The sequence below is a fragment of the Desulfovibrio cuneatus DSM 11391 genome, assembly GCF_000430005.1.
GTDB classification, from domain to species: Bacteria; Desulfobacterota; Desulfovibrionia; order Desulfovibrionales; family Desulfovibrionaceae; genus Frigididesulfovibrio; species Frigididesulfovibrio cuneatus.
This window is the reverse complement of the sequence record NZ_AUCY01000030.1, coordinates 1-19,033: the sequence shown is the minus strand read 5'-3', so window position 1 is coordinate 19,033 and position 19,033 is coordinate 1. Positions and strand designations below refer to the sequence as shown.

General features: G+C 55.2%; 14 protein-coding genes. 6 read left to right on the top strand and 8 right to left on the bottom strand.

Annotated elements, in window-relative coordinates; all coding sequences use genetic code 11:
• Positions 1-177: 177 nt before the first annotated feature.
• Entirely contained in the window at positions 178-1,242 is a 1,065-nt protein-coding gene (locus G497_RS0108740) for a flagellar basal body P-ring protein FlgI (protein WP_245576372.1), read from the bottom strand.
• Positions 1,243-1,763: 521 nt separating this feature from the next.
• On the opposite strand from G497_RS0108740, the gene G497_RS0108735 reads away from it, so the two are divergent.
• A complete protein-coding gene (locus G497_RS0108735; RefSeq protein WP_084516148.1) occupies positions 1,764-3,311 on the top strand; it encodes an aldehyde ferredoxin oxidoreductase N-terminal domain-containing protein in 1,548 nt (515 codons plus the stop codon).
• A gap of 208 nt (positions 3,312-3,519) precedes the next feature.
• Here G497_RS0108735 and G497_RS19180 read toward each other — a convergent pair whose 3' ends face one another.
• The 3 genes from G497_RS19180 to cobT form a co-directional block, all read right to left on the bottom strand.
• Positions 3,520-5,394: a VgrG-related protein gene (locus G497_RS19180; RefSeq protein WP_051257992.1), complete on the bottom strand. Its 1,875-nt coding sequence runs from the start codon at positions 5,392-5,394 to the stop codon at positions 3,520-3,522.
• A 226-nt stretch (positions 5,395-5,620) separates the two neighbouring features.
• Positions 5,621-6,376 (bottom strand): hypothetical protein, encoded by a 756-nt coding sequence (locus tag G497_RS0108725; protein ID WP_027187862.1) that lies wholly within the window; start codon positions 6,374-6,376, stop codon positions 5,621-5,623.
• Between the two features lie 294 nt (positions 6,377-6,670).
• Positions 6,671-7,753 (bottom strand): nicotinate-nucleotide--dimethylbenzimidazole phosphoribosyltransferase, encoded by a 1,083-nt coding sequence (cobT, locus tag G497_RS0108720; protein ID WP_051257991.1) that lies wholly within the window; start codon positions 7,751-7,753, stop codon positions 6,671-6,673.
• A gap of 480 nt (positions 7,754-8,233) precedes the next feature.
• Between cobT and G497_RS0108710 the strand changes: the two genes are divergently transcribed.
• The 4 genes from G497_RS0108710 to G497_RS0108690 all read left to right on the top strand — a co-directional run bounded on the left by G497_RS0108710 (position 8,234) and on the right by G497_RS0108690 (position 10,549).
• Positions 8,234-8,422, top strand: a complete 189-nt coding sequence (locus G497_RS0108710; protein WP_027187859.1) for a ferredoxin — start codon at positions 8,234-8,236, stop codon at positions 8,420-8,422.
• 152 nt (positions 8,423-8,574) lie between these two features.
• Entirely contained in the window at positions 8,575-9,252 is a 678-nt protein-coding gene (locus tag G497_RS0108705; RefSeq protein ID WP_034637313.1) for a YkgJ family cysteine cluster protein, read from the top strand.
• Positions 9,253-9,530: 278 nt separating this feature from the next.
• On the top strand, positions 9,531-9,929 hold the full coding sequence (locus G497_RS0108695; RefSeq protein ID WP_034637310.1) for a hypothetical protein: 399 nt from the start codon (positions 9,531-9,533) through the stop codon (positions 9,927-9,929).
• The gene (locus G497_RS0108690) at positions 9,926-10,549 is read left to right on the top strand and encodes a tetratricopeptide repeat protein (protein ID WP_027187856.1); all 624 of its coding nucleotides are present in this window, start codon (positions 9,926-9,928) and stop codon (positions 10,547-10,549) included. Before G497_RS0108695 ends, G497_RS0108690 begins: the two co-directional genes overlap by 4 nt.
• A 125-nt stretch (positions 10,550-10,674) precedes the next feature.
• Here G497_RS0108690 and G497_RS0108685 read toward each other — a convergent pair whose 3' ends face one another.
• From G497_RS0108685 to G497_RS17455, 3 genes are all read right to left on the bottom strand, one after another.
• Positions 10,675-11,040, bottom strand: a complete 366-nt coding sequence (locus tag G497_RS0108685; protein WP_027187855.1) for a VOC family protein — start codon at positions 11,038-11,040, stop codon at positions 10,675-10,677.
• A gap of 71 nt (positions 11,041-11,111) precedes the next feature.
• The gene (locus G497_RS0108680; protein ID WP_027187854.1) at positions 11,112-11,819 is read right to left on the bottom strand and encodes a helix-turn-helix transcriptional regulator; all 708 of its coding nucleotides are present in this window, start codon (positions 11,817-11,819) and stop codon (positions 11,112-11,114) included.
• A complete protein-coding gene (locus G497_RS17455) occupies positions 11,816-12,730 on the bottom strand; it encodes an SAM-dependent methyltransferase (RefSeq protein ID WP_051257990.1) in 915 nt (304 codons plus the stop codon). Before G497_RS17455 ends, G497_RS0108680 begins: the two co-directional genes overlap by 4 nt.
• A gap of 347 nt (positions 12,731-13,077) precedes the next feature.
• Between G497_RS17455 and G497_RS0108670 the strand changes: the two genes are divergently transcribed.
• Complete coding sequence (locus G497_RS0108670; protein ID WP_156908015.1) at positions 13,078-13,590, top strand: hypothetical protein; 513 nt, start codon at positions 13,078-13,080, stop codon at positions 13,588-13,590.
• 315 nt (positions 13,591-13,905) lie between these two features.
• Here G497_RS0108670 and G497_RS0108665 read toward each other — a convergent pair whose 3' ends face one another.
• Entirely contained in the window at positions 13,906-18,756 is a 4,851-nt protein-coding gene (locus G497_RS0108665) for a beta strand repeat-containing protein (protein WP_027187852.1), read from the bottom strand.
• Between the last annotated feature and the right edge of the window lie 277 nt (positions 18,757-19,033).

Sequence of the window (19,033 nt, the reverse complement as noted above, 5' to 3'; positions counted from 1 at the left end):
AGGCGCGACCTTTTTTTGAAGCAGGAGTGACAATTCCGCAGGAAAGCGGAATTGGGAACCACCCACAGGGCGGAAGCCGAAGGCCGAGGCCCAGGACGGGCCGAGTCAACTCTTCCGTCCTCGACTGCTTCAAGAAAAGTGAAGCAACGCCGCCAAACGGAATAAATCAGCGTTTCCTTAAATAACCTCAAGCTGGGCATGGAGCGCCCCGGCTGTTTTCATGGCACGAAGAATGGATATGAGGTCACGCGGGGTGGCCCCAACGGAGTTCAGGCCGTCCACCAGTTCCTGCAAGGTGGCCCCTTCCATAATATTCAGGTTGCGGCGTTCTTCACGGGCCGTAATGTCTGTGCTGGGGGTAACCACAGTGGTACCGCCGCTAAATGGCCCTGGCTGGGAAACATCCAGGTTTTCCTGCACTGTTACCTGCAAGCTGCCATGGGCAACAGCCACACGGCTTATGCGTACATCGCGCCCAAGAATGATGGTGCCTGTTTTTTCATCCACCACCACTTTTGCTGCACCATCAGGGGTTATTTCAATATTTTCCAGGGAGGCCATAAGCGGTACAATATTACCGCGAAAATCGCTGGGAACCTGCAACTTTATAGTGCCCACATCAGGTGCGCTGGCAAAGTTGCCCCCCAAAGCACCGTTTATACGCTGCACCACCTGGTTGGTGGTGGAAAAGTCTGGCGCGTGCATGGTCAGTGAAAGGGTGTCTTGCGAGTTAAATTCAAAGGGTATGCCGCGTTCCACAATGGCCCCGCCAGGAAGACGGCCCACAGTGGTAATGTTTTTCTGCGCTCTGCCCTGTTCCCCGGTAATGGTAAAACCACCCACCGTAAGCGACCCTTGCCCAATGGCATACACGTTGCCATCCACCCCTTTCAGCGGGGTTTGAATAAGCACGCCGCCCAGCAGGCTAGTGGCATCGCCCAGGGAAGAAACAGTTATATCAATCTGGGTTCCCGGCTTTGCCGAAACAGGCATTTTGGCTGTTACCATAACAGCCGCCACGTTTTTGGGCTTCATTTGGCGCGGGTCAACCTGCACACCCATTTTTTCCAGCATGTTCACCATGGAACGCATGGTAAAGGTGGAGTCTTTTTTGTCACCCGTGCCGCCAAGGCCCACCACAAGGCCATAGCCAACCAGTTGGTTGTCGCGCACGCCACTGAATGAGGCGATGTCTTTCAACCGCACCGCATGGGCTGGCAGGCTGAACAACAGGGTAAGCATAAATGCAGCAAGCCCTGTGGGCAGAACGCCACAACGGCGGGGCATGGTCATAAAGTGTTGCATGGTACACTCCTTCTTCTTATAAAAAACCATTGCAAAACTACGTTTTGCGTGCTTTTTCCATCATATTTCGCGTTGCTTCCGCAAACCGAAATATGGCCTAAGTCACAAAAAGTACTCATTTTGCAGGGAAGGTAAATTTCTCTTATTGGTACTTTTTGGAGCGTCTTCCTTGTGGGAAGCCGCCTCAAGACTATTGTGCAATAGTCTTCATAAGAGGCAAAAATGCCGCCACACCGTTTGTCGGAATTTTGAATAAAACGGCAGGTACCCTAGGCAATGCAAAAGGTACGCCAAACTGAACAAAACAATATTAATAAATCAAAACAGGGCAATATGGCGGGCATTGGGAATTTACAGGTGACTTGCGCCTTTTCCTTGAATTTTGACACCAGAAGGGCTAGATTATGAAGAAAATAACGATACGTACTCGCCCTGCGGCGCATTAGGTAAGAAAATATATGTGGAATCAATGTGATGTCGATATGACCCGTGGCAAAGTCACCCTGTACCCCCTGCCCGCCAGCCCTTTGGCGGGGCGGGCGCTGGCTTCTGCCACCTTTTGCCGGGCAGTGCCCCCAAACGTTGCCCCCCTGGCACCGGAAAACAAACTGGTGCTGTGCCCCGGCCTTCTGGCGGGCACCCCTGCCCCGGCTGGGGGCAGGCTTTCCGTTGTGACCAAAAGCCCCCTTTCAGGCAAGCTGCAAGAATCCAACGCCGGGGGCACAGCAGCCAGCATTATGGCCCGCCTGGGCTTGCGCTGCCTGACCATTGGCGGTGCGGCACCAACCCAGGCACCCTTTGTGCTTGTGCTTACCTCTACTGGTGGGCAGCTTGAACCGCTTGCCCAAGCAACAGAACAAGAACACCCCCCCACTGCCCCGGCAGCCCTGTGCAAGGCCTTGCAAGCCCGTTTTGGCAAGCAGTGTGCCGTGCTGTGCACTGGTCCGGCGGCAGACAACGGCGCTCTTACTGCCACCTTGCAAATTACCGACAAACAAGGTGCCCCTGTACGCACCTGCGGCAAAGGCGGCATTGGGGCCGTGCTGGCAGCCAAAGGCATTAAGGCCATTGTGTTTTGCCCGGAACAGCAGGCAGCCAAAGCCGCATTGCCTGCCCCCAGCCGCTACCGCGCAGCGTTTATTGAAGGTGCCCACCAGTTTACCCGTGCCGCACACAGTGTTGCCTATTCTGACGCCGCCCTGGCCCAGGCCGCCTTATTTTTGACAGCCCTGGATGCCCATTATGCCACGCAGAATACTAAGGCAGGGCAACCCCCGCCCACATTGCCCCAGGCACCCCAAATAACCAAAGAAGCAGACCCATTACTGGAAGGCCCCCAGCCCGCCAGCAAGCGCAAAAAAGCCCACCCGGCCTGCCAGCCGGGGTGCCCCATGCAGTGCCCCCACCATGAACTGGAAGAGCAGAAAGCAAACCCCGGGCACCTGCCAGCATTTGACGCAGAACCACTTGGCCTGCACACCGCAAAACAATTGCAAATGCTGGAAGCCGCCTGCAATGGTGCGGGGCTTGACCTTGTGGAAACAGTAAGCGCCCTGGCCCTTGCCGTGCAGGCTGGCCTGCTGCCCCATGGCAACAGCAGCGCCATGGCAAAGGCCATTGCCAGTGCGGCCGCGGGGGAACAGCCCCATTGCGCCATGCTGCACGGTGCCGTGGCCTATGCCCGCCACCTGGGGGTAGCCCCCGGCACAGCAGGAAAAAAGAAGCAACGCCTGCCAGACAAGGACCAACAAAGCCTGCAACTTGCCGGGGCCATGGCAGACACGTTAGGCCTTTGCCTATTCATGCTGCCAGCCCTTGCCACCCAGGAAGGCATGGCCGGGCTTGCTGCCATGCTGGGGGCGCTGCCTGGGTGGTCTTCCACCCAGTTCAGCACAACGGAAGAACCCCTGGCCCAAGTGCTGCGCACTGCCAGCCATTGCCTGAAACAGGAAGGCATTTTCAACCAAGCGGCGCAAGGCTGTAACGAAGAAAACAAAGCCCAGTAACCCCTTGCACAAACCAGACGACTACATTGAAAAAACCAATGCGCTGCATGGTAAGCCAGTGTATACTTTCAAAGGTAAACTGCTCTAGGGAAATGGCCATAGCAAAACACTGCTTAAATGGTATTTGGGAAACCGCAAAAAGCGCTGGTGAGCATTGCTCACCAGCGCTTTTTTATGGTCTGCTGTCTTGGAAATAAGGCTTTCGCCATTACCCCCGTGGCTTGTGGGTGCCAAACATGGTAAGTGCTTCCTGCATTTCTTCCTGCAGCCGGTTTTTCACCGAAGATTGCACATGCATGGAGGAAGAACCAAACTGCCCGGCCCGAATGGCGTAAATCTGCTGAATAAGTTCTTTACCTGTCTCATACGCCTGGCGCGCAGGCATGCTTTTTTGCTGGCCAGAAGGGGAGCTGAGGCGGTCCAAAGCCCGGCTTACAATACGCACTGCCCCGGCAGCGCCGTGCTGCACGGCCGTGCTGAACAGCACTTCACGCAAGGCTTCCGGCATATTGCTGAAGGAAACACCTGTATTCTTTTCCAAGGCCTGGGCGGCTGGCTCGAAGTGGCTTTCATGCACAAAGTCATTTTGCAGTTTTTCAAAACGATCTGGCTGTTCACCGGCAATGGCCTTCCAGGTTTCCGGCATACGCCCGCCCTTGCCCCCGGTGTTGGCAGGCCCAGCCACCGCAAGGCGTTTAGCCAGGTCTGGGGCTTTTTCTGAAAGATAACTCAAGAACTGCTTCATGGTGCCAGCACGGGAAGAAATTTGAAACTTCCCGTAGGAAGTGCCCCCGTGGGAGTCATACCCAACGGCAGCAATACCATCTGCCCCGGATTCAAACCGGGCAGCCAGGGCACCCAAGGCACCCGGAGAGGCGGGGAAACCTTGAACCCCAGGGGAACCGGGCTTTTGCCCTGCCAGCTCACCCTTTGGCACAGCCCCAGGGTGTATACCCTTCAGTTGCAAGGGAACGCGCCCGGCATCAAGGGCACCACCAGCCCGTTTATGGCTGGAGGAACGAACCGCCATTTCCCAGGGCTTGTCGCCCCCACGGGAATAGGCCTGGGCGCTGGGTACAGCCCCATAGGTTGTCCCATCCGGCACATTGCCCTGCACAAGAGATTCCCGCGTAATGCGTGAAGGCCCCGCAGGCGGCATTATACCTGAAGGCATGGCCCCGCCAAGCCCCCCAGGCATACTGGCAGGCATACCTGGCATGCCACCCGGCATTCCGGGTAGCCCTTTGTTCCCAAGGGCAGCAGCGGCGGCCAGTGCCCCGTTGCCAGGCATTTGCGGCAAACGGCCAGCTTCCGCTGCGTGGCGGGCTATGCCCCCCCGCCCGTTATCAGGGGTACTGACAAAGACCATGTCCTTGGCAACCTGCCCCGCAAGGCTCACGGCACTTTCTTTGCCGCTAAATGAGAACACGCTGTCCATGCCGGGTTTACCCCCCAGGGGTTGCGCACCCAGGGCCTGTTTGCCCACGGCTTGCTGGGCAAGCCCTGGCTGGGAACGTACTCCCTGGCCGGGCATGGTAAGGGCTTCACGCCCGTGCACGTTGGCCGCCCTGCCAGAGCCAATGGCGGAACGCCCGGAACCACGCAGGTTACGGGGGTCTTCCATACCAAAAGAATATTTATTGGCTTGCGGCGTGGCAACACGTGCGCCTTTGCGCGTTCCTGCAAAGCGGGCACGCATGTCTGTGGCTTCAGGGTTTGTAGGCCGGGTTGGGTCTGGGCCTGCAAGTTCCGACTGCTTAGACATGGGCTGCTGCAATTGCCTGCGGGCCAGGGTATTCTGCACATGGTTAGACTGACCAGCCACCAATGAACCAGGGGGCACCCCCTGGCCGGAACGGTATATGCGCTCGGTTTGCTGCGGTGCCGTGGCAGGAAAGAAGGATGAGCGCCCCTTAGCCGCGGCATTTTCCGCCGGGGCAGGCACGCCAGCACCACTTTTTGCAGCCATAACCGCCGCAAAAGAAGGGTCCGAGGCTTTGGTGCCACTGGGGGCACCACGCTCCGTGTTGGCATTGTTGCGTGAGGTGGGTGGATACCCCTCAAGAGGATATGAGGTAGCCATAAGTTTCTCCTGAACCAATGTTCCCTTTGGGCAGTGTACGCAAAGGGGTTTGCCTCAGGAATGCAATTGCAGTGCCACACACAGCAACATACTGAAATATAAAATTAAATATGCAGCACACTCGTATTATGTCAAATATTTGAAGGTGGGAAAGCGTTGCCTTGCCACCTGCACTACGCATGTTCTTTACGCGAAATACAGCAGTAACAGTATGAGTGAAAAATCATTACGGAGCAGTTTGCACGGTATCCATAATGTTCTGCACGGGATTCGTGGCCAAAGCGCGGCCCGTGCTGCGGGCAGGAAAAGGCAGCATACTGGCCTGCAAGGGCTTGCTTCCCCACAACGGTTGCCCATGCAGGGCCATAACCCACAGCACTGCCCCCAAAAAACAACACATATACGCTGTTTGGAACCTGCGGGCATGAACCAGGGGAATGCTGCCAAGCCAGGCAAGGCCAGCCGCCACCAGCCCGGCTGCCACCGTAATGCCCACAGCCAGCCACACCCGTGAATAATTTGACAAAAGCATGCCCCCAAAAGACCAATTACTTGCTTGCAGTGCATCCAAAAAAGACTGGTAGTCTATGCGCCGCCCGATGCTGGCATAGAAAAGCACATCCACCACATACACAAGCAGCACCACCCACAGTATGGGTAGATACATGCCAAACACGTTGATAAAGGAAAATTGCCGAGCCACAGAGGGCAAGGCCAACCCCACACCAAGGGGGAGTGTCAATAGCGCAGCCAGCCGCATGTCAAACAACACGCCATAGCCAAAGGCGCTCCAGAACACGGGGCCAAAGGGCTCAAGCCCCGGCCCTGCCGCTACGCTGACCAATGAAGCTTCTGTGCCCACCAGCCACGCCCAGGCGGCCCATACAAACAGCACCCGCAACCCGATGAGCACCAAGGCCATATAGCCAAGGCACAGCAAGGCCACCACAAGGGGGGGACGGGGGGTTGTGTTTTTATGCATGACAACTCTGAATAAAATGATTGTTACTATTTCGCTTCGTTCCTACATAGCGAAGCCATCGGCCACAAGGCCCCGCAGGGGGGGCTGTGCTTGGGCGGGGCGTTGGTGAAAAGATAGAATTTTTTGTGCAGGCAAGGCGGCGGCGAATTTTTCAAGGGGCTGACCTCGTGGTCTGCCCTGACGGAAAATTCGCCGCCAACGAAGTCTCCGCAAAAAAGGCTAGTTTTACCAACGTGCCACGCCCAATACAAAACACAAAGCATGCAGCTTATCCCAACTCTACGGCCTCAATAATCAGCGTTTCAGGGTAATGCCTAAATCTTGCAACGTTGCCATGCCATTGTAGGCCTGCACGGCAGCACGCAGCATGCTTACACCCAAGGTGGCCCCTGTGCCCTCCCCAAGGCGCAACCCAAGGTCAAGCAGGGGCTTTTGCCCAAGCCGGGCAAGCACCTTGCCGTGGCCTGCCTCTGCCGAACCATGGCTGAAAAAACAATAGGGGGCCACAGCCGGGGCAATGTGCAAAGCAGCCACATAGGCGGCAGTGGCAATAAACCCATCGACCATAACAGCCATGCCGTGGCTGGCGGCCCCAATAATCAGCCCGGCCAGGGCAGCAATTTCCAGCCCGCCCAGGGCTGCCAGCACCTGCACAGGGTTGCCGCCTGCCACAACATCTTTGTGCCGTTCCAGTGCGCGGGCAATAACGGCGGCCTTGTGGGGCAACTGGCTGGGGGCAATGCCTGCCCCAATGCCTGTAATTTCTTGCGGGGTAAACCCAAGGTAGGCACAAAACAAGGCGGTGGAAGCCGTGGTGTTACCAATACCCATTTCCCCAAGGCCCACCAGCCGCACGCCCTGGGTATTGGCTTTATCGGCAAGGTTCAGGCCAAGGGAAAGGGCGGCGTGGCATTCTACTTCTGTCATGGCGCATTGCCGGGTAAAGTTGGCCGTGCCCCGCGCAATTTTGGCGTGCACCAGGCCAGGGCCTTGTGGCAGGTCGGCGTCCACCCCGGCGTCCACCACCCATAACTGCATGCCTGCACTGGCACACAGGTTGTTAATGGCCCCGCCCCCGTGCATAAAATTTACCACCTGCAATGCTGTCACGCTGGAAGGGGTGGCGGCAACACCTTCTGCCACAACGCCATGGTCGGCGGCAATGGTCACCATCAAGGCTGGGTCCACAGCAAGGGGCACGGCCCCCCCCTGTATGCCAGCCAGTTGGGTGGCCCAGTCTTCAAGCCTGCCAAGGCTGCCCACGGGTTTTGTCAGGGAATCAAGGCGGGCCCTGGCGGCTGCTTCATGCTGCGGGTTAACAGGGGCAATGCGGGAAGCAGCCTCGGCCAAAAAAGAAGGAAGAGTAAAAGTGGGCATGGTGTGAACTACGCAGGGGCGTGTGGTTATATGTGACAAAATAACACGGTGGCACAAGGAGAAATAATAGGCTACCGTTATTTTGCTAGTATAAGACCCCAGTTACCCGCAATGGTCAAGACTGTTGCATAAATTTTTTCTGGCAGTTGCAAGGCAAGGGCAGACACGGTAAAAACGGTACATGCCCCTTGGCCTATGCTTTCAAAAGCACTGATTAACTGGATTTTTGGGAAACGCTCAGTTATTTCGTTTTGCAAGGCACGAGCTTATTTTGAAGCAGGAGTAGACTCTTCCGTCCTCGACTGTTTCAAAAAAAGTGAAGCAACGCAGCCAAACGGAATAAATCAGCGTTTCCTCACAATGAATGCTTGACAGCAATGGTTGCTACGGCTATCTGCTTGAAAGACGCAGACTGCGTCTGTAACTTTTGTTCACAAGAACGGTACAAGACCGTTCACTCAAAAAACACTGGAGGCGATTATGGCTTGGAATGTGATTGTTGACAGCGACAAGTGCACTGGCGACGGCGAATGCGTGGATGTGTGCCCTGTAGAAGTGTATGAACTGCAGGACGGCAAAGCTGTTGCCGTGAACGCTGAAGAATGCCTTGGTTGCGAATCTTGCGTGGAAGTTTGTCCTTCCGACGCTATTGTTATTGAAGAAGTGTAAGGTGTTGGTGCAAAGGGCTTGGTATGCCTTGCTTTTTGCACATTCCCTGAACACTTGTATAGCATGGCCGTTGCCTTGTGGAAACACGTGGCAGCGGCTCATGCTCTTTTTTGCGACTGCACTGACACGCCTTCTTTCCTACGGAGCATTGCATGAGCGCCACCCTGCCTGACCTTTCCCCTTTTTTCCTTCGCTATGAAACACTGGCCCGTGAAGCAGATGCTGCATTCCAGCACATTCGCGCCCAGTTCCCCCAGGAAGTAACATGTGCCAAGGGCTGCGCTTCATGTTGCCATGCCCTGTTCGACCTTTCCCTTGTGGAGGCACTGTACCTCAACGCCAAATTTTCCCAAATTTTCCCTTCTGGTATGGAACGCTTTGCCATTACCGAAAAAGCCAGTGAAACAGACCGCAAGCTGGCCCGCGTCAAGCGCCAGATTTACCGCGACTCACGCGACGGCAAAGACAGCAATGCCATTTTGCACGAGGTAGCCGCCATTACCGAGCGCTGCCCCCTGCTGGACGACGAAGACAAGTGCGTTTTATATGAATATCGCCCTATTACCTGCCGGTTTTACGGTGTGCCCACCTCCATTGGCGGGCAAGGCCACACCTGCGGCAAAACCGGGTTTAAGGCTGGGGGGCGCTACCCCACTGTGTTTCTTGACAAGATGCAGGAGAGGCTGGCACAGTTAAGTGCAGAAACAGCTACCCACCTGAAAAGCGCTTACAAAGAACTGGCACTTATGTATGTTCCTGTTTCCGCTGCGCTTATTACCTCCTATGATGCCCAATACCTTGGTATTGGCGGCATTCCCAAGGAAAAGTAGTCAGGCAAACGCTGATTTATTCCGTTAGGCTGCGTTGCTTCACTTTTTTGAAACAGTCGAGGACGGAAGAGTTGACTCGGCCCGTCCTGGGCCTCGGCCTTCGGCTTCCGCCCTGTGGGTGGTTCCCAATTCCGCTTTCCTGCGGAATTGTCACTCCTGCTTCAAAAAAAGCTTGCGCACAGGGCCTGTGTCCCCGACCTTGCCAAATGAAATAACTGCGCGTTTCCAGAATGCCATTTATCAGTGCTTTGTTAGGAATAACGCAAGGACAGTAACACATGGACAACACCCCTTTTCTTCCCCCTTCCTCCATGTTGGACGAATCCGGCCCGCGTGATTACAGCCAGGAAGAAGCTGAGCATAAGCGTTTTTTGTATGACCGCATGAACCCACGCCGCCGCAAGTTTATTGACCGTATTGGCTACGACAACTGGGACCCCTTTGCTGCCCCCAAAGAACCCATGGATATTCGCGAAGATGTGACCAAGCGCACCACCCAGCAGCTTGTGCGCGAATTTTTACAAAGTGTGCAGCAGGAAAAGCCCAGTAATGAGTATGCCCGGGGTGCGCTGGAATGCGCCCTTGGCATGGTTAACCATGAGGAAAAGTACCGCGGTATTTTTGATTTTTGCCTGTGGTACCACACCTTGCTTACCAGGGAGCTACAAAAGCGATGAAAGAACAGTACGACAACATTGATGAATATATTGCCGACCTGAAAGACACCATTTCCAAAAGCCCGGACTGCGCCAACCACCTGTACAACCTGGGCATGGCCCTGCTGACTAAGCGCGACTTTTCCGCTGCGGAGCGGGCCTTTCTGGATGCATTAAGCAAATCACCCCGGCTGGCGGAAGCCTATGTACAGCTTGGTGGCATTGCCCTGCAACGGGGAGATTTGGAAGGCTGCCTGAACTACAACAAGGAAGCCGCCCAGTGCCGCCCCCGCTTTGCCATTGCCTGGGGCAACATTGGCTTTGTACATTTGCAGCGTGGCGACGCAGAAGAAGCCATTCCGGCCTTTACCAAAGCCCTGAAGTGGGACCCCAACTTTGTGCAGGCCCAGGCTTCCCTGGCGGCAGCGTACTACATGAAAGGCGAACTGGACCAAAGTATTGCCCTGAGTGAAAAAGTGGTGGAAAAATACCCCAGCTTCAGCCCGGCGTACAACAACCTGGCCCTGGTGTGGCTGGAAAAAGGCGAAGGCAAAAAAGCCCTGGAATACGCCCGCAAAGCTACGGAACTTGGTTTTGACGTAAACCCCGAGTTGTGGACCGAGTTGCAGCAATACGCTTGATTACTGGTCTTTTTTGTTTCTGCCTGCTTTTTTTCATACAAAAAAGGAACCTCTGCATAGCAGAGGTTCCTTTTTATTGGTATTCCATATGGAGGAATTTACAGCCTCATCAGGAGCGCTGCCCCTTACATGGCTGGCACGTAAAAGCGCAGGCGGTGTCCGTCCGGGTCTTGCACAAGGAAGTTATACCCAAAGCACATGGTGGTGGGGGCCTGTGCCACGGTAACACCCTTTGATTGCAAAGAAGCGAACAGGGCATCCAGCGTTGCGGCATCTTCCAGGGGAAAGCACAGCTCTCCCCCGCCAGCAGGGGTTGCCGCAGGGGCAACTGTGTGGCGTGCCCACAGCCCCAAAGTCAGGCCATTGCCAAGGGCAAACTGCACATATTCCGGGCTGGCAAACTCCGTGGAGGCTCCCAGCAGGCTGGTATAAAAGTCGGTGCTCGCTTCAATATTTTCCACATAATAAATAACAGAATCAGGGCGTGTCATATATAACCTCGTGTAGTGTATTTGCTGGCGCAGCATGCGGCCAACAACACACACCCTACCCGAAGCTACTGTCAGTTTTTGTCAGCAGTGTGTGCACAGTGTATATTTTCCAGTTCCATCCACTCTTGCAATAGTGCCTCACGCCTGCGCGGGTAATCTTGCTCCAGCACGGCAAGCTGCCTAATTCTGTCTGAACGAAAGTGCCTAAACCCCTGGCGCAACTCGCACCAGGCACCGATAATGCGGACACAATCGAAAAAACCAATGGCAAAGGGCCACACCACGCGCTTGCTTTGCACCCCGGCAGCATCGGCATAGGTAAGAAGCAGCTTTTGCTCGTGGCGAATGGCACGGCGTACTTCCGGCAACCACTGGCTGGCGTTTTCCACCAGTTCTCCCGGCCCCACAAGCATACCTGTGTGGGCAAAGGCCTGCTGCAAAGCCGGAGGCAGCACTGCCGCAATTTTTGCCGTGGCCTGCCCTGCTGCCGGGGCAAGGTCGTTGTCGCCCCGTTCCTGCACCCAGGCAAGGCCCAGGGCCAGGGCTTCCAGTTCTTCCCCACTGAACATAAGTGGCGGCAACAAAAAACCGCCGCGCAACACATAGCCAAGCCCGGCTTCGCCCTCCACCCGTGCCCCTTGCGCCTGCAAGCTGGCAATATCGCGGTACAGGGTGCGCAGGCTTACCCCAAGTGCCCCGGCCAGGGTAGCCCCTGCCACAGGCCTTTTCGCCATACGCAGCAGTTGCATAAGATGTAACAGCCGTTCTGCTCTGGTCATGCATCACTCCCATTATCATGTACAACCGCACCATTGCCCCGGTTACGGGCCAGTTCCGGGCAAAAAGCCAGCACCGCCTTGGTCAGGCAGCTTTCCCTGCCCGTACCCTGGTGCACCACAAGGTCTGGCAGCCGGGTGAGCGCAGTACCCCCACTACCGCCTGTGCCTGCAGAACTCGCAGGCCCCACACCCCCGGCCCCTTTGGTTGCCGCCACAAGCACAAGCTGGGCAGGCTCCCCTGCCCGGCTATACACATGCATGGTGTGGGTAATGCCCAGCCCTGCCCCATGCAATGCCCCCTGCAACCTGGCAAGCCCTGCGGCAGGAAACACCACGCACAATACGCCTTCTTGCTGCAAGGCCATGGCTGCCACCTGGCAGAAGGCTGGCAAAGTGCCTTCAGTCCCGAACAGGGCCTTTTCCCGCAGGGGGGAAGCAGGAATGCGCCCATGCCCATACAGCCTGTAAGGGGGGTTGGCCACCACCAGGGCGCAGCTTTGGGCAAACTCAGGCAGGGGGTGCCCTGGGGAAAGCGGGGAAAAATCATGCACATTGCCAAGGAGCGGCACAAAACGCTCCCCCACCCCAAGGGTGTGGGCATTGGCCACCGCTGCCTCCAGTAATTCCGGCTGAAATTCAAGGCCCATGGCATGGGCCGCAGGAAAATGCAGCAGGTGCCGCAAGGCAACCACCCCGCAGCCTGTGCCAATATCCAGCAGCAGGGGAGAACGCGGCGGCTGCACCACTGGCCCTTCACCACCCTCATCTGCCTGGGCTGGTTCTGCCCCTTCCCGCCAGAACAGGCTGGCAAAGGCCGCAAGGAGCAATGCGTCTTGTGAAAAGCGAAAACTGCCTTGCGGCTGTGCAAGACCACAGGGAAATTGGGCTTTGGCATACTGGTTGTGTGGCATAACGTGTTTTGTTCTTGTAATAACAGGATGCAGCAAAGGGTGTGGCTAGCCAGGAACCCAGTACAATACGTTTTACGCATTAGGCAAGCCCTGGCCGGTAAACGCCCCCTCTTTTCAGAAACACCCTACGTGATTCGCTTGCAACCACGTGCGCGGGCAAAGCCCCCTGGCTCACCCAACCCTTTGCTTGTGGTCGTGTGCTTGCGCAGGCCATCATTCCTATTGTGTATTGTTCGTTTAAGATTTCAACGCTCCTGGCAACCCTGTGATTTTTTTATGCCAGGATGCAAGAAAACCACGCACTTTCCCTTGCCTCCCACAGGGGGCTTCTGGTAAACATACCCCATATGCAGCATACGGAACATACGCAACCACCTTCCTCCCCTTCCCAAGCAGGGCGCACCACCTTAACGCAATATAATGCGGAAGAGGTTATCGCCAATTTTCAAGCCTTGTACGACTCCTACGACTTTACCGCAGACGTGGAAGAATTACACTTTAGCTTGCTCCAATTTAAAAAGCGGAACTTGGCCCTGCAAGAACTGCGCGTTGTGAGTATTGCCTTATGGTATATGGCACTCAAGCGTTCGTTCCCCGACAAGGCAGAAGAGTTTTTTGCCCTTTACCGCGCAAAAGCACCCTTTTTAAACCAGCCGGAAAAAAAGGCTGCCCAGCGCCAAGCCCGGCTGAACACCTACCTTGATTTGCTACGGCCCAAGGCGGAGACAGATTTTTCCCCTGTGGCAGCGTATTTGGCAGATATTTTTGCGGCCAAACACCAGGAAGGCGCCAAAATTCAGCTCAAACTCTCCCTTGTGGTACGGCAAATGTATAATCTTATTTTTGAGCGCCTTGTATAAGGAAACGCTCAGTTATTCCGTTTGGCGGCGTTATTTGCATTTTTTGAAAGGGGGCAGGACCAAAGAGTTGACTCGGCCCGTCCTGGGCCTCGGCCTTCGGCTCCCGCCCTGCGGGCGGTTCCCAATTCCGCTTTCCTGCGGAATTGTCAGCCCCCTTTTTTCTTGGTAAAACGCGGTATGATGCCGCGTTTTTTTGTGGAAAATAGACATTGTATGTAGCCCCATGCAAAGCAACAAAGGCCCCTGCACAACCGTAAAAGTTGTGCAGGGGCCTTGTATTATTGCCTGAAAACCATTGACTATTGAGCGATTCCGCTAGTTGCCAAAGTTAGTGAGTATGTTCTGCAAATCCGTAGCGCTCAAGTGGGTATTCTCCAGCACAATGCTCTGGTTGTAGTCACCATTTTGGCAGTTGCCGTTGGTATCTATATGCAGGGTTGTTGTGTTGGTATTGGCATCGTAGCTCAGTTGCAGGTAGTCGTCCATGTTGTCCTGGTTCATACTACTCAGCAAACTGCTCAGGTCCAGCTTGTCACCATCTGCCATGTTGAAGTCTGAAATGGTGTCTTCAGCAGGGTTACCCACGGTGCCAGCATGGCCTGCACCCCACACAAAGGTGTCTGCCCCGGCGCCGCCCACAAGAATGTCGTTGCCTGCACCGCCGTTGAGCACGTTGTTGCCAGCGTTGCCTGTAAGGGCGTCGTTGCCTGCACCGCCACCAAGGCCTTCAAAGCCTGTAATGGACGTGTTGTTATACTTTGCCTGGTTATCAATGCTCACGTTGCCAGCGCTATCCAAGCTCAGGCTGTGCCCACCATTGTCGCTGTTATTGTAAGTAAACATATCTGTGCCGCCGCCACCATTAATGGCTTTGGCTGCCGTTCCGCTGAGGCTGTCAATAATAATGTGGTCGTCACCCGCCCCGCCATTGCCAGCATCGCCATAAATGCTGCCGCCTGTCATGCTGCCCACATGAATGGTGTCGTTACCGGCTGTGTTGGTACTGTCCATGATGGGGGCATCACCATAAATTCTGCCACCGTTCATGGTGCTGACGTTAATCACATCGTCGCCACCTGTGGCGCTGTCCTGCATTGCAGATCCGGCATCACCCGCCACAACACCGCCATTCATGGTGGTTATGGCAATCGTATCGTCACCGCCCGCGGAAGTTCCCTTCATGAACACTCCAGCATCGCCACCAACCATACCACCATTCATGGTGTCAATAGTCACACTATCATCGTTGCCTACAGACGCCTCCAGCATCTGCTCGCCGGCATCACCACCAACATAGCCACCTGTCATAGTGCCAATGGTAATCGTATCCATTGCGCCAGTGGAGTTATCACGCATGTTTTGACCAGCATCACCACCAACGTAACCGCCCACGAGGCTGGCTACTGTAAGCTGATCTTCGCTGCCAATGGAGTTTTCATACATGATCAAAGCGTCACCGCCCACCTTGGTTGAGGCGCCGCTCATAGTACCAATCGTAATGGTGTCTCTGCCACCCTGGCTCAGGCCATACATTTCAGCGCCGTCTCCAGCCACACTGCCACCTTGCATAGTGGTTACCTGAATAATGTCAGCACCGCCAACGCTATTACCTTCCATTGTTACGCCTTCACCCGCAATATAGCCAGACTTCATAAAGCCTACGGTAATGCTGTCAGCACCACCACGAGCAAAGTTTTGCAGTGAAGAATCTCCGTTAATGTTGCCGCCGGTCAAGGTGGTTACCGTAATGGTATCGGCACCGCCTTGGCTGTTCCCCTGCATAAAGCTACCAGCGTCACCAGAAACAACTCCCCCGTTCATGGTAGTGACGTGCAAGCTATCATCGCCGCCTTTGGCGTTGTCATACATGTATTCACCGGCATCACCAATCACCTTCGACCAGTTGGCTGTAGACTCCACGCTAATGGTATCATCTCCCCCCTTAGTGGTATTATACATGGAAGATCCGGCGTCGCCCGCAACAGTGGTATAACTGCTCATGGCTCCAATGGTAATGCTGTCATTCCCGCCTTTGCTGGTATCCTTCATAGTCAATCCGGCATCGCCGGCAATGGTGCCTTTTATGAAGTTGGTTACGGCAATAGTGTCCTTACCACCCTGGCTGGCACCATTCATATATAATCCCGCATCGCCGCTCACATAGCCGCTCAAACTGCCGCCGCCAAAATCAGTCACCGTTATACTATCATCGCCGCCAGTACTGTTGGTCATGGTGTGTCCGGCATCACCAGCCAGCTTGCCACCAAGCATGGTAGTAACGGCAATGGTGTCGTTGCCACCCACAACTCCAGGCCCGGTCATGCTATGGCCAGCGTCACCCGCAACATACGTAGTGTTTCCAGTCATGGAAGTCACAGTAATGCTGTCGTTACCGCCCTGGGCAGAATCGCTCATTTGGTAGCCAGCATCACCACCTACATACAAGGTGCCAGAACCCGTAAGGTTGCCAAGGGTAATACTGTCGTTGCCACCCTTGCTGGTATTGTACATACGGTCGGCTGCATCGCCGCCAATGTAGCCGCTGGTGGCAGAATCCACGGTAATGGTGTCATTGCCGCCAATGGCGTTATGCTGCATGTTCTCCCCGGCATCGCCACCCACATAACCGCTACTCATGCTGGCTATGTGAATGCTGTCGTTGCCACCAGTGGAATTGTTGTTCAACTGGTAGCCTGCATCGCCAGCCACAGAACCGCCAGTCATGGTGGTTATGTTTATGGTGTCGTTGCCGCCTTTGGTGGAATCCGAAAAAACTCCGGCAGCGTCGCCGCCAACGGTACCGTTCTGCATTGCCGTAATGGCAATGCTGTCGTCGCCGCCTACGGTTGAGCCAGACATGCTGGAAGCAGAATCGCCACCCACCAGACCATTGACCATAGTGCCTATGGTAATGGTGTCCTTGCCACCCTTGGAGGAGTCAAACATTTGCGAGCCTGCGTCGCCACCAACAGAGCCATTCTGAAGTGTGTCAACATTGATGCTGTCGTTACCACCCTGGGCGGTGTCAGCAAGGACACCCCCGGCATCGCCGCTTACAGTGCCGTAGTTCACGGTGCCTACGGTAAGGCTGTCGTTGCCACCTTGCGAAGCGCCAAGCATATTTCGCCCGGCATCACCAGCTACGGTGCCATAGCCATTGACCAAAGCCGCAGTAAGGGTGTCGTTGCCACCTGTAGCGTTGCTCATGTCTGCTCCGGCATCGCCTGCCACATAGCTGGCATTCACAGCACCCGCAACGAAAATGCTATCGTTCCCACCCGTGCCGCCTGTCATGGTATAACCTGCGTCACCGCCAATATATTTTTTCGAACCAGTAATGGAAGTAATAGTAATGGTGTCATCACCACCCTGGGTAGAGTCCCTCATTTGGTAGCCAGCATCACCACCAACATACAAGGTGCCAGAACCCGTAAGGTTGCCAAGGGCAATGCTGTCGTTGCCGCCCTTGCTGGCATTATACATACGGTCGGCTGCGTCGCCGCCAATGTAGCCGCTGGTGGCAGAATCCACCGTAATGGTGTCATTGCCGCCAATGGCATTATGCTGCATGTTCTCCCCGGCATCGCCACCCACATAGCCACTTGTCAAGGTTGCTATGTGAATGCTGTCATTGCCGCCTTTACTGGTGGAGTTGAGCTGTGAACCAGCATCGCCGCCAACAAAACCGCCACTCATCGTGGTTATATTGATGGTATCGTTACCGCCCTGCACAGAACCGTCATAGAAGGTGCCCACAGCATCGCCACCAACGGTACCACCCTGCATGGTGGTAATGGCAATGCTGTCGTCGCCGCCTACGGTTGAGCCAGACATGCTGGAAGCAGAATCCCCACCCACCAAGCCATCTTGCATAGTGCCTATGGTAATAGTGTCGCTGCCGCCCATGGAGGAGTCAAACATTTGGCTGCCCGCGTCACCGCCCACAGAACCATTTTGCAATGTGTCAACAAGAATGAAGTCGTTACCGCCCTGGGCGGTTTCATACATAGCGCCCCCCGCGTCGCCGCTCACAATACCGTTGTTCACAGTGCCAATGTGCAGGCTGTCGTTGCCGCCCTTTGCTGAGCCGTCAAGATAAGCTCCGGCATCGCCGCTGGCTGTAGCATAACCAGCAAGAGAGGTAGCAGTAAGAGTGTCGTTGCCACCAAGCCCCTGGCTCATGCCTGCGCTGGTGTCGCCACTGAGTACAGAGCTGCTCCCCACATTGGCATTAATGGTTATGGAGTCGTTTCCTGCGCCACCATCAACAACAGAGCTATTCAAAGCAGTCGCGTTCACGGTAATGGTGTCATTACCCCACACGCCAGTACCGCCATCGGGGTATACTTCGCCCCCAATAATGGCGGGGGAATTGCCATCGCTTTCAATGGTGTCGTTATCGGCACCACCAATAATGGCATTGTCATTGTTGCTGGTGCTAATGGTATCGGCCCCGTCCGTGCCCTGCACAGGAGTGGTTCTGCCGGGCAGGGTATTGTAGGTTGACTGGTCGACACTATCGCCAAAAATTTTCATGGAGCTGAGGGTAGCTGCCCCTGCATTGACGGTGATATTGTCATCATCCGTCACTACAGGTGGTGGAGGTGGCGGAGGTGGTGGAGGTGGCGGGGTAGGCCCAGGAAGGGGGCCTGGAAGGGGGCCTGGGGCCGCACCTGGAGTGACCTCAGCAAGCTGAGGACTTTGCACCAATTCTTGCTCGCTGGCTTGTCGGCCCCACTGGTCTGTGCCCAAAGAGCCCAGGCGGTCAGTGCCACCAAGCAAGCTACCTGTGCCGTCGCTATATTCACCAAGGCCAGAGCTGGCGCTGCTTTGGGCTGGCCCTGCAGCGGTGGCAATGTCCAGGTCAGGAGATTGTGCTTTCAAAAAGGCCGCACTTTCCACCACGGTGCCGTCTTCAAGCACCCACTGGGGCAACGTACCTTGTGTGCCCACAGCAAAAAAGTCATCCAGCGTCAATTTGCCGCCGTCTTCACCTTCTATAATCAAGTCATTCTCACTACGGTAGAATGTACTTTTTGTAATATCAAAATCAAATTTAAGCGCATTATTTCCTGCTTGCGGCACCACAAGGTTTTCCCCTGCTACAGGAGCAAACAAAGCAATTTGTGCGTGGGCAGCTTGCGTGGATTTTGGTTGTTGAGACATGAGTTTTCCCCTTGGGTAAAATAATTCTTGTCTATAGTAGTATACATTTATATTGTTTTGTCAACAAAAAAACACTTGCTTTGCCACGAAGCAACAAATTTCCCCCGCACAGGACTCTCCTTTATATATATGCCAAAAAATCTGCTAGGGAAACGCTGATTTAATCAGTGCTTCCCTAGCAATAGAATAGCCCTCTAGCTGCACAAATAACAAAGGCTACTTCTTGCGAAGTAGCGCCTTACTCCACTGCTACGCCTGCTCCGAGGCTATACGGCGG

Coding starts and splice junctions, on each gene's coding strand:
- G497_RS0108740 (WP_245576372.1), bottom strand. CDS start 1,242: ATGCTTACCCTGTTGTTCAGCCTGCCAGCCCATGCGGTGCGGTTGAAA.
- G497_RS0108735 (WP_084516148.1), top strand. CDS start 1,764: ATGTGGAATCAATGTGATGTCGATATGACCCGTGGCAAAGTCACCCTG.
- G497_RS19180 (WP_051257992.1), bottom strand. CDS start 5,394: ATGGCTACCTCATATCCTCTTGAGGGGTATCCACCCACCTCACGCAAC.
- G497_RS0108725 (WP_027187862.1), bottom strand. CDS start 6,376: ATGCATAAAAACACAACCCCCCGTCCCCCCCTTGTGGTGGCCTTGCTG.
- cobT (WP_051257991.1), bottom strand. CDS start 7,753: ATGCCCACTTTTACTCTTCCTTCTTTTTTGGCCGAGGCTGCTTCCCGC.
- G497_RS0108710 (WP_027187859.1), top strand. CDS start 8,234: ATGGCTTGGAATGTGATTGTTGACAGCGACAAGTGCACTGGCGACGGC.
- G497_RS0108705 (WP_034637313.1), top strand. CDS start 8,575: ATGAGCGCCACCCTGCCTGACCTTTCCCCTTTTTTCCTTCGCTATGAA.
- G497_RS0108695 (WP_034637310.1), top strand. CDS start 9,531: ATGGACAACACCCCTTTTCTTCCCCCTTCCTCCATGTTGGACGAATCC.
- G497_RS0108690 (WP_027187856.1), top strand. CDS start 9,926: ATGAAAGAACAGTACGACAACATTGATGAATATATTGCCGACCTGAAA.
- G497_RS0108685 (WP_027187855.1), bottom strand. CDS start 11,040: ATGACACGCCCTGATTCTGTTATTTATTATGTGGAAAATATTGAAGCG.
- G497_RS0108680 (WP_027187854.1), bottom strand. CDS start 11,819: ATGACCAGAGCAGAACGGCTGTTACATCTTATGCAACTGCTGCGTATG.
- G497_RS17455 (WP_051257990.1), bottom strand. CDS start 12,730: ATGCCACACAACCAGTATGCCAAAGCCCAATTTCCCTGTGGTCTTGCA.
- G497_RS0108670 (WP_156908015.1), top strand. CDS start 13,078: ATGCAGCATACGGAACATACGCAACCACCTTCCTCCCCTTCCCAAGCA.
- G497_RS0108665 (WP_027187852.1), bottom strand. CDS start 18,756: ATGTCTCAACAACCAAAATCCACGCAAGCTGCCCACGCACAAATTGCT.